Genomic DNA, 6,320 nt, shown 5'->3' with positions numbered 1-6,320 from the left:
GGTAATTGATCGACATTGTCTATGTCCTTCTGAGTTGAAAGTTTTGGAAACCAGTGGTTTTCGCGGTTAGTGGCTGAGGGCCTGCTGCGAGGCCTGCTCTTGCGTCTCGTAGTTGTTGGCGTCACGGATCAGTCCGTCCCGCACGCCGTGGAGCATGTTGACAATGTTGTTGAACGCCTGGTTCATCTGACCCATCGTGTCGTACGAGGTCGCCTGGGCCTGACCACTCCAGCCCGCACCGGCGATGTTCATCGACGACGCCCACATCTTGCGAGCCTCATCCGACACCGTCTGCGCGTGCATCTCAAAACGGCCCGCCATCGCACGCATCGCGTGCGGGTCGGTCATAAAACGTGTTGCCATGTTGCCTTTCTCCTTAATTCTTAATCTTAATTCTTAATTCTTGCGACTCGAGATTTTGTTGTGTTGGACAGCGGATGGGTCGGAACAGTTACAGCGGAAACGCAACTGCCGAACCGAACACCTAAGGATGATCCCCCTCCTGACCAGCACCCACCGGCCCGTCTACTCGCGAGACGGATTGCCCGACCGCTGGGCGGCTGGCGTGACCCACCTCGATGTAAGTGTCCTTAGCCTCAAAGGAAGCAACCGTCAGCCGGCAGCGGCCGCGTTGGCTGCTTCGGTGGCGGCGTAAGAGCCCGAGCTCATGGCCAGCGTCTTCACGAACTCCTCGTGAATCGCCATCGCCTGGGCGCTGACGACCTGGTACATCTGCGCGTGAGCGGCGAACTGCGCCGCGGTGAGCGCCGACACTTCGTCGGCAGCGGCCGGCACGACCCCGGTCGTCGGGGCCGCCGCAGCCGCGTTTTGGGCGCTGAGAGCAGATCCGATCCCACTGAGGGTGGCGGCTGCCGCGGCCAAAGCTTCCGGCTGTGTGGTCACGAACGACATGTTGTTTCCTCCTCCATAATCCCCAAACTCTCCGATGAGAGTAGATGACCGTGTTCGGTAAAGCCTGATCCGTGGACCGCCCGTTCGCAATTGTTCACGGAACGGTACGACGAATTCACTTTTGGCAACGACACAGTAACAGCGTTGGGCCTCGTTTGGGGGCCCTGAGCTGCGAAATCACCGGGCTGGCGTGGTTTGACCTCCATCGTTGTCGAAAGCCTGCTGGCAGGGGCGTTGCCGCGGCCCGCCTCGACAGGCGCAGGAATAAAATCTTGTCGCCGGTAACTCGTCCGGACCGCGGCGGCATGGCTAACGGACAGTGGCATTCCCGCGTGGTGCACGGACGCGTTTCGCCGCATGTCGGCCGGCAACTGTGCGCCTGTGCGGGTCACCGCAATCGCCGTTCAGTAACTACCGGCATCGGGTCAGCCGGCGAAGGGCGGGCGGGCCATGACGGTGGGCTTGAAGCCGTAGCGGGGGCCGGCGGCGCCCACTCCGTGGGCGCCGCCCATGCCGGCCAGGGGCATGCCGCCGAGCAGGTTGCCCGAACCGGCGGCCTCGGGGGCCGCGGTGATCGCGCTGACGGGTACGGCGGTGGCGTGGCTGACCGCGGGAGCCGCCCCGGACCAGACCGCCGGCACCGAGAGCCGCCCGACCGAGGCCGCGTTGCCCAGACCCGCGACCACCGCCGGCGCCGTATGCGAAGCACCGCCGCCGAGCATGCCGCCCAGACCGGCCAACCCCTTGGGCGCCGCCGACGCCGCGCGGGCGGCCGCACCCCCGATACCCCCGGTACTTTTGGCGATCTGCACACCGCTGTTACCCATACCGACCGAGAAGTACGGCAGACCCTCGGTGTTATAGGCGAAACCGACGTACGGGCTCAGGCCGTCGACGAACGCGGCGAAACTGCTGGGCAACGTGGTCTGCCCGGTCAGCAGGAACCACAGTTCGCTGAACAGGTCGGTGGGTCGCGCGGCGGCCGCGGGCGTCGCCGCGGACTGCAGCGTGCTGGGTGTCTGCTGGATCGCGCTCGCTGTGGTGCTCGCGGCGTTGCCCGCCGCGGTGCCCGACGCCGCCGAGGTCGCTTCACCCTGCTTGGCCTGGCCGGACGGGTCGGTGACCTGGGGTGGCGGCTTGAACGGGGTCACCTTGGTCGCCGAGGCCGACTGAGCCGCGTAGTTGTACATCGTGGTGGCGTCCTGGGCCCACATTTGGCCGTATTGCGACTCGAGCTGAGCGATCAGCCCGCTGTTTTGGCCCAGGACGTTGCTGGCCATCGCCTGGGCCAGCAAGATGCGATTTTGGGCGACCACCGGCGGCGGGACCACCAAGGAAAGGGCGGACTCGAACGCGGCCGACGCCGAGGACAGCTGCTGGGCCGCGTGTTCGGCCTGGGCCGCAGTGGTTTTCACCCACGCCACATACGAAGCCAGGGCTTGGACTGCCTTCGCCGAGGCCGGTCCCAGCCATTGCTCTCTGGACAGCTGAGTGATCACGTTGTCGTAGTCCTGTGCGGCCGAATTCAGCTCGGCGGCGAGCGAACGCCAGGCCGAAGCCGCCGTCGTCATCGACGTCGAACCCGCACCGGCGTATATCCGGGCGGAATTCACTTCAGGAGGGAGCGCCCCAAAATCAATCATCGTGATCCCCTTAGCCCGCCGCGGCCGCGTTGGCCGCCTCTGTCAGCGCATACGACCCCGCGCTCATGCTCAAGGTGTTGACGAACTGCTCGTGAATCGCCGTTGCCTGGGCGCTGACCGCCTGATACATCTGCGCGTGTGCGGCGAACTGCGCCGCGGTCAGCGCCGACACCTCGTCGGCAGCGGCCGGTACCACACCCGTTGTCGGGGCCGCGGCCGCAGCATTCTGGGCGGTCAGCGCCGAACCGATCCCCTGCAACGTGCTCGCCGCCGCCGCCAACGCCTCTGGCTGCGTTGTCACAAACGACATGTGATTCCCTCCTCAGTAGCCGTCCGGTGCGAACACCGGCGGGTTTTCTCGATGATGACGTTAGTTCGCTCGTAGTTGGGCTTGCCCTGCCCCTACGAACTGTTCAGATCCGGACAATCTCTGTTCATCTGGCAGACACTTCTGTTCTTCGAGATTCCAATTCCACGTCGCCCCTACCCTGCCGACGGAGGTCGGATAAGCACGCTGCGTTTGAAGCCGTATTTATGGGTGAAGCCGCCGGCGGCGGCGCGTCGCCCGCTGCCGGTCATGGGCATGCCCTGGAGGATGCCGTTGTTGGTGGGTCCGGCGGCGCTGGTGACGTAGTTGACGGTGGTGACGTGGACGACGGGTTCATCCACGGCGGCGGGTGCGGCGTTGGCCCAGGTGTTGGGGACCGACAGGCCGCCGACCTTGATCGAGGAGGACAGGTGCGCGGTGGCCGCGATGCCGCCGGGGTGGCCACCACCGAGGGCGGCCAGGCCGGCGAACTGCGGCGTCGGATACCAGGCACCACTACCACCGGCCGTGGTACCGGCACCGAAGGTCAGCTGCTGAACGATCTGGTAACCGAAGGCGGCGAGACCCACGCCGAAGTAGGCCTGCAGGCCTTGCCGCAACGTGTTGAAGAAGCTCGGGTGCAATCCCATCGGGTTGTCCGGAGTGGGGATGGTGAGCCACCCCGACCACCACGGCGGATCCTGCGCGGCGGACGGGTCGTTTGCCGCATTGACCGACACTTGTTGCAGCAACTGCGGCACCGTGCTGTTGGACGCCATCTGCGTGCCGGCGTTCGTCGCGGTCTGCCCGGTTTGACTGGCCGGCTCGGAGGCGGCTTTTGCCACCGCCTGCGCCTGGTTCACCGTTCCGTCGGGGTTGGTGGTCTGCGGCGACGACGTAATCGGGGGCACCTCGGTCTCGATCGCCGATGCGGCCGCGTAGGCGTACATGGTAGCGGCGTCTTGGGCCCACATTTCCGCGTACTCGGCTTCGGTGGCCGCAATCGCCGGCAGGTTCTGGCCGAAGAAGTCGGTGGCGACCAGAGTCGCCAACTGCAAGCGGTTGGCCGCGATCACCGGCGGGGGCACGGTCGCCATGAACGCCGCCTCGAACGCGGCGGCGGCTCCCCGGGCCTGCGTCGCGGTCTGCTCGGTGTCGACAGCCATGGTGCTGAGCCAGGTCATGTACGGCACGACCGCGGCCAGCATCCGCTGCGATACCGGCCCCAACCACGGTCCGCTGGTCAGCTCGGACACCACCGAGTTGTACCCACTGGCGGCCAGGGCCAACTCTGCCGAAAGCGCGTCCCAGCCTGCGGCCGCGGCCATCATCGGCCCCGATCCCGGGCCCGCGTAGATGCGATCGGAATTGATTTCGGGCGGTAACGCTCCGAAGTCCAACACCGTGTCCTCCTCAATTGGCCGTGATTGCGCTGGCAATCTCGGCTATCGCGTAAGAACCTGTAACCATCAGTGGCCGCCTAAGCGCCTGCTACCTGCGGACCGCCGACTCGTCGCCATCCAGTCGCGTCCACAGGTCAGCAAACTCAAAGAGCGAGCAATCCGCCAGGACCCGGTGCATCCGTTCGCCCACTTCGGCATGGTGATGTACCACCATGGTTCCACCGACGATTGTTCAGGAACGTCATGCCCATCCCGCCTTGATTACCCCCGCTATCAGCAACCGAGCGACAGCTCACTTGGGCTGAACTGCCGCTCGAGGAAGACACTAATGGCTGATGCCCGTGCCACCGACCGGCGAAGCCAACTATTCACACCAGGCCAACCATTGTTCATTCCCGGCCAACTGGAGTTCATCTATGGCGACCGGTTGTTCACCCTTGGTTCGCCAGCCCGTTTCGGGTCGGTCGCCACCCACGGCGTCAGTCCTCGTCGAGGACGAGCGCCATTTCCGGACACGAGGCCACCCCGTCGCGGGTCAGTTCCGCGTCCTCGGGGCGCACCTCGTGTTCTTCGAGGATCGAATAGCCCGACTCGTCGATGGGGAACAACTTCGGATCGACGGCGTAGCACTGGGCGTGGCCGACGCACTTCGACTTCTCGAGACGAACCCTCACAAGGTTCCCTCCCCCGATGCCTGACGAATGGTAGCTCCGAATTCTAGAAGATCGTTCGACGCGCAGTCGGCCAGTTCCACGGTCCACCAGCCGGATTGGAGCATGTGGGACACACGTGCGATATTGATGTGCCACCGGAAATCCTGTGACGGGACGCGGACGACAGGCGGAGATAGAGCGCATGAGCATCTCTGGCGATTACCAGCCAGGCGACTTCTACCTACCGCGGCTTGAATACGCCAACCTGCCCATGGCCGCGGATCGCGGTGTGGGATGGAAGGTGCTCCGGGACGCCGGCCCGGTGGTGTTCATGAACGGCTTCTACTACATAACGCGGCGCGAGGACGTGCTTGCCGCACTGCGCAATCCGAAGGTTTTCTCGTCGCGATTGGCGTTGCAGCCGCCCGGCTACCCGTTGCCGGTGGTGCCGTTGGCGTTCGACCCACCCGAGCACACTCGCTACCGAAAGATCCTGCAGCCCTACTTCAGTCCGCATGCGCTGAGCAAGTCGCGGCCAGTGCTCGAGCTTCACGCCGCCGAGATGATCGCCGCGTTCGCCGACCAGGGCGAGTGCGAGGCGATGGCGGATTTCGCCAGCCTCTATCCCTTTCAGGTGTTCCTCGACCTCTACGGCCTGCCGCTGGAAGATCGCGACCTGCTGATCGGCTGGAAAGACGCCCTCATCGCCGACAATCCCTACCTGAGCCAGGAGGACCTCAACAAGGGCCATCTGTTGTACAACTACCTCGCCGAGGTGGTCGCCCAGCGCCGGCAGAACCCGGGCACCGACATGCTGTCCCAGGTGATGACGGGTGACGGCGATTTCACCGATCTCGAACTGCTGGGGATGAGTCACCTGTTGATCCTGGCCGGGTTGGACACGGTGACGGCGGCGATCGGATACGCCCTATACGAGTTGGCCCGCCGGCCGCAGCTGCGCGAGATGCTTCGCGACAACCCAAGGCAGATCAGGGTTTTCATCGAAGAGATCGTCAGGCTGGAGCCCTCGGCGCCGGTGGCTCCCCGGGCGACCACCGAGTTCGTCGAAATCGGCGGTATGACGCTACCTCCGGGCACTCCGGTACGGCTGTGCATGGCGGCGATCAATCGCGACGGCACCGACTCGGTGTCCACCGACGACATAGTGATGGACGGAAAGGTGCACCGGCACTGGGGATTCGGTGGTGGACCGCACCGTTGCCTGGGCTCTCATCTGGCGCGCATCGAGCTGACCGTGATCGTGGCGGAATGGCTGAAACAGATCCCCGAATTCGACGTACCGCCGGACTACCAGCCCGAGATCAGGTTTCCGTCAAAGACATTCGCGCTCAAGGCATTGCCGCTGAGTTGGGAACGCTGATCCCAACCCAGCGGTTACCGT

General features: G+C 64.8%; 7 protein-coding genes. 1 reads left to right on the top strand and 6 read right to left on the bottom strand.

All coding sequences use genetic code 11. The features are described from left to right. Positions 1 to 66: 66 nt before the first annotated feature. The 6 genes from T428_RS0124075 to T428_RS0124045 all read right to left on the bottom strand — a co-directional run bounded on the left by T428_RS0124075 (position 67) and on the right by T428_RS0124045 (position 4,939). On the bottom strand, positions 67 to 363 hold the full coding sequence (locus tag T428_RS0124075; protein WP_025735564.1) for a WXG100 family type VII secretion target: 297 nt from the start codon (positions 361 to 363) through the stop codon (positions 67 to 69). Positions 364 to 612: 249 nt separating this feature from the next. Then, a complete protein-coding gene (locus tag T428_RS0124070; RefSeq protein ID WP_025738461.1) occupies positions 613 to 912 on the bottom strand; it encodes a PE family protein in 300 nt (99 codons plus the stop codon). Positions 913 to 1,337: 425 nt separating this feature from the next. Continuing rightward, positions 1,338 to 2,555 (bottom strand): PPE family protein, encoded by a 1,218-nt coding sequence (locus T428_RS0124065; protein ID WP_025738460.1) that lies wholly within the window; start codon positions 2,553 to 2,555, stop codon positions 1,338 to 1,340. 10 nt (positions 2,556 to 2,565) lie between these two features. Further along, positions 2,566 to 2,865: a PE family protein gene (locus tag T428_RS0124060; RefSeq protein ID WP_025738459.1), complete on the bottom strand. Its 300-nt coding sequence runs from the start codon at positions 2,863 to 2,865 to the stop codon at positions 2,566 to 2,568. Positions 2,866 to 3,038: 173 nt separating this feature from the next. Further along, complete coding sequence (locus tag T428_RS0124055) at positions 3,039 to 4,265, bottom strand: PPE family protein (protein WP_025738458.1); 1,227 nt, start codon at positions 4,263 to 4,265, stop codon at positions 3,039 to 3,041. A 479-nt stretch (positions 4,266 to 4,744) separates the two neighbouring features. Continuing rightward, positions 4,745 to 4,939, bottom strand: a complete 195-nt coding sequence (locus T428_RS0124045; protein WP_025738457.1) for a ferredoxin — start codon at positions 4,937 to 4,939, stop codon at positions 4,745 to 4,747. A gap of 181 nt (positions 4,940 to 5,120) precedes the next feature. Here T428_RS0124045 and T428_RS0124040 point away from each other — a divergent pair, with 181 nt between their 5' ends. Further along, complete coding sequence (locus T428_RS0124040) at positions 5,121 to 6,299, top strand: cytochrome P450 (protein WP_025738456.1); 1,179 nt, start codon at positions 5,121 to 5,123, stop codon at positions 6,297 to 6,299. Positions 6,300 to 6,320: the final 21 nt, after the last annotated feature.

This window comes from Mycobacterium genavense ATCC 51234 (assembly GCF_000526915.1).
In the GTDB taxonomy this organism is placed as follows: Bacteria; Actinomycetota; Actinomycetes; order Mycobacteriales; family Mycobacteriaceae; genus Mycobacterium; species Mycobacterium genavense.
The sequence above is the reverse complement of the archived record's forward strand: the minus strand, read 5'-3'. Positions and strand labels throughout refer to the sequence as shown.

Bases quoted from the DNA above. Each gene is read 5' to 3' on its own strand.
- T428_RS0124070 (WP_025738461.1), bottom strand. From the start codon at position 912: ATGTCGTTCGTGACCACACAGCCGGAAGCTTTGGCCGCGGCAGCCGCC.
- T428_RS0124040 (WP_025738456.1), top strand. From the start codon at position 5,121: ATGAGCATCTCTGGCGATTACCAGCCAGGCGACTTCTACCTACCGCGG.
- T428_RS0124065 (WP_025738460.1), bottom strand. From the start codon at position 2,555: ATGATTGATTTTGGGGCGCTCCCTCCTGAAGTGAATTCCGCCCGGATA.
- T428_RS0124060 (WP_025738459.1), bottom strand. From the start codon at position 2,865: ATGTCGTTTGTGACAACGCAGCCAGAGGCGTTGGCGGCGGCGGCGAGC.
- T428_RS0124075 (WP_025735564.1), bottom strand. From the start codon at position 363: ATGGCAACACGTTTTATGACCGACCCGCACGCGATGCGTGCGATGGCG.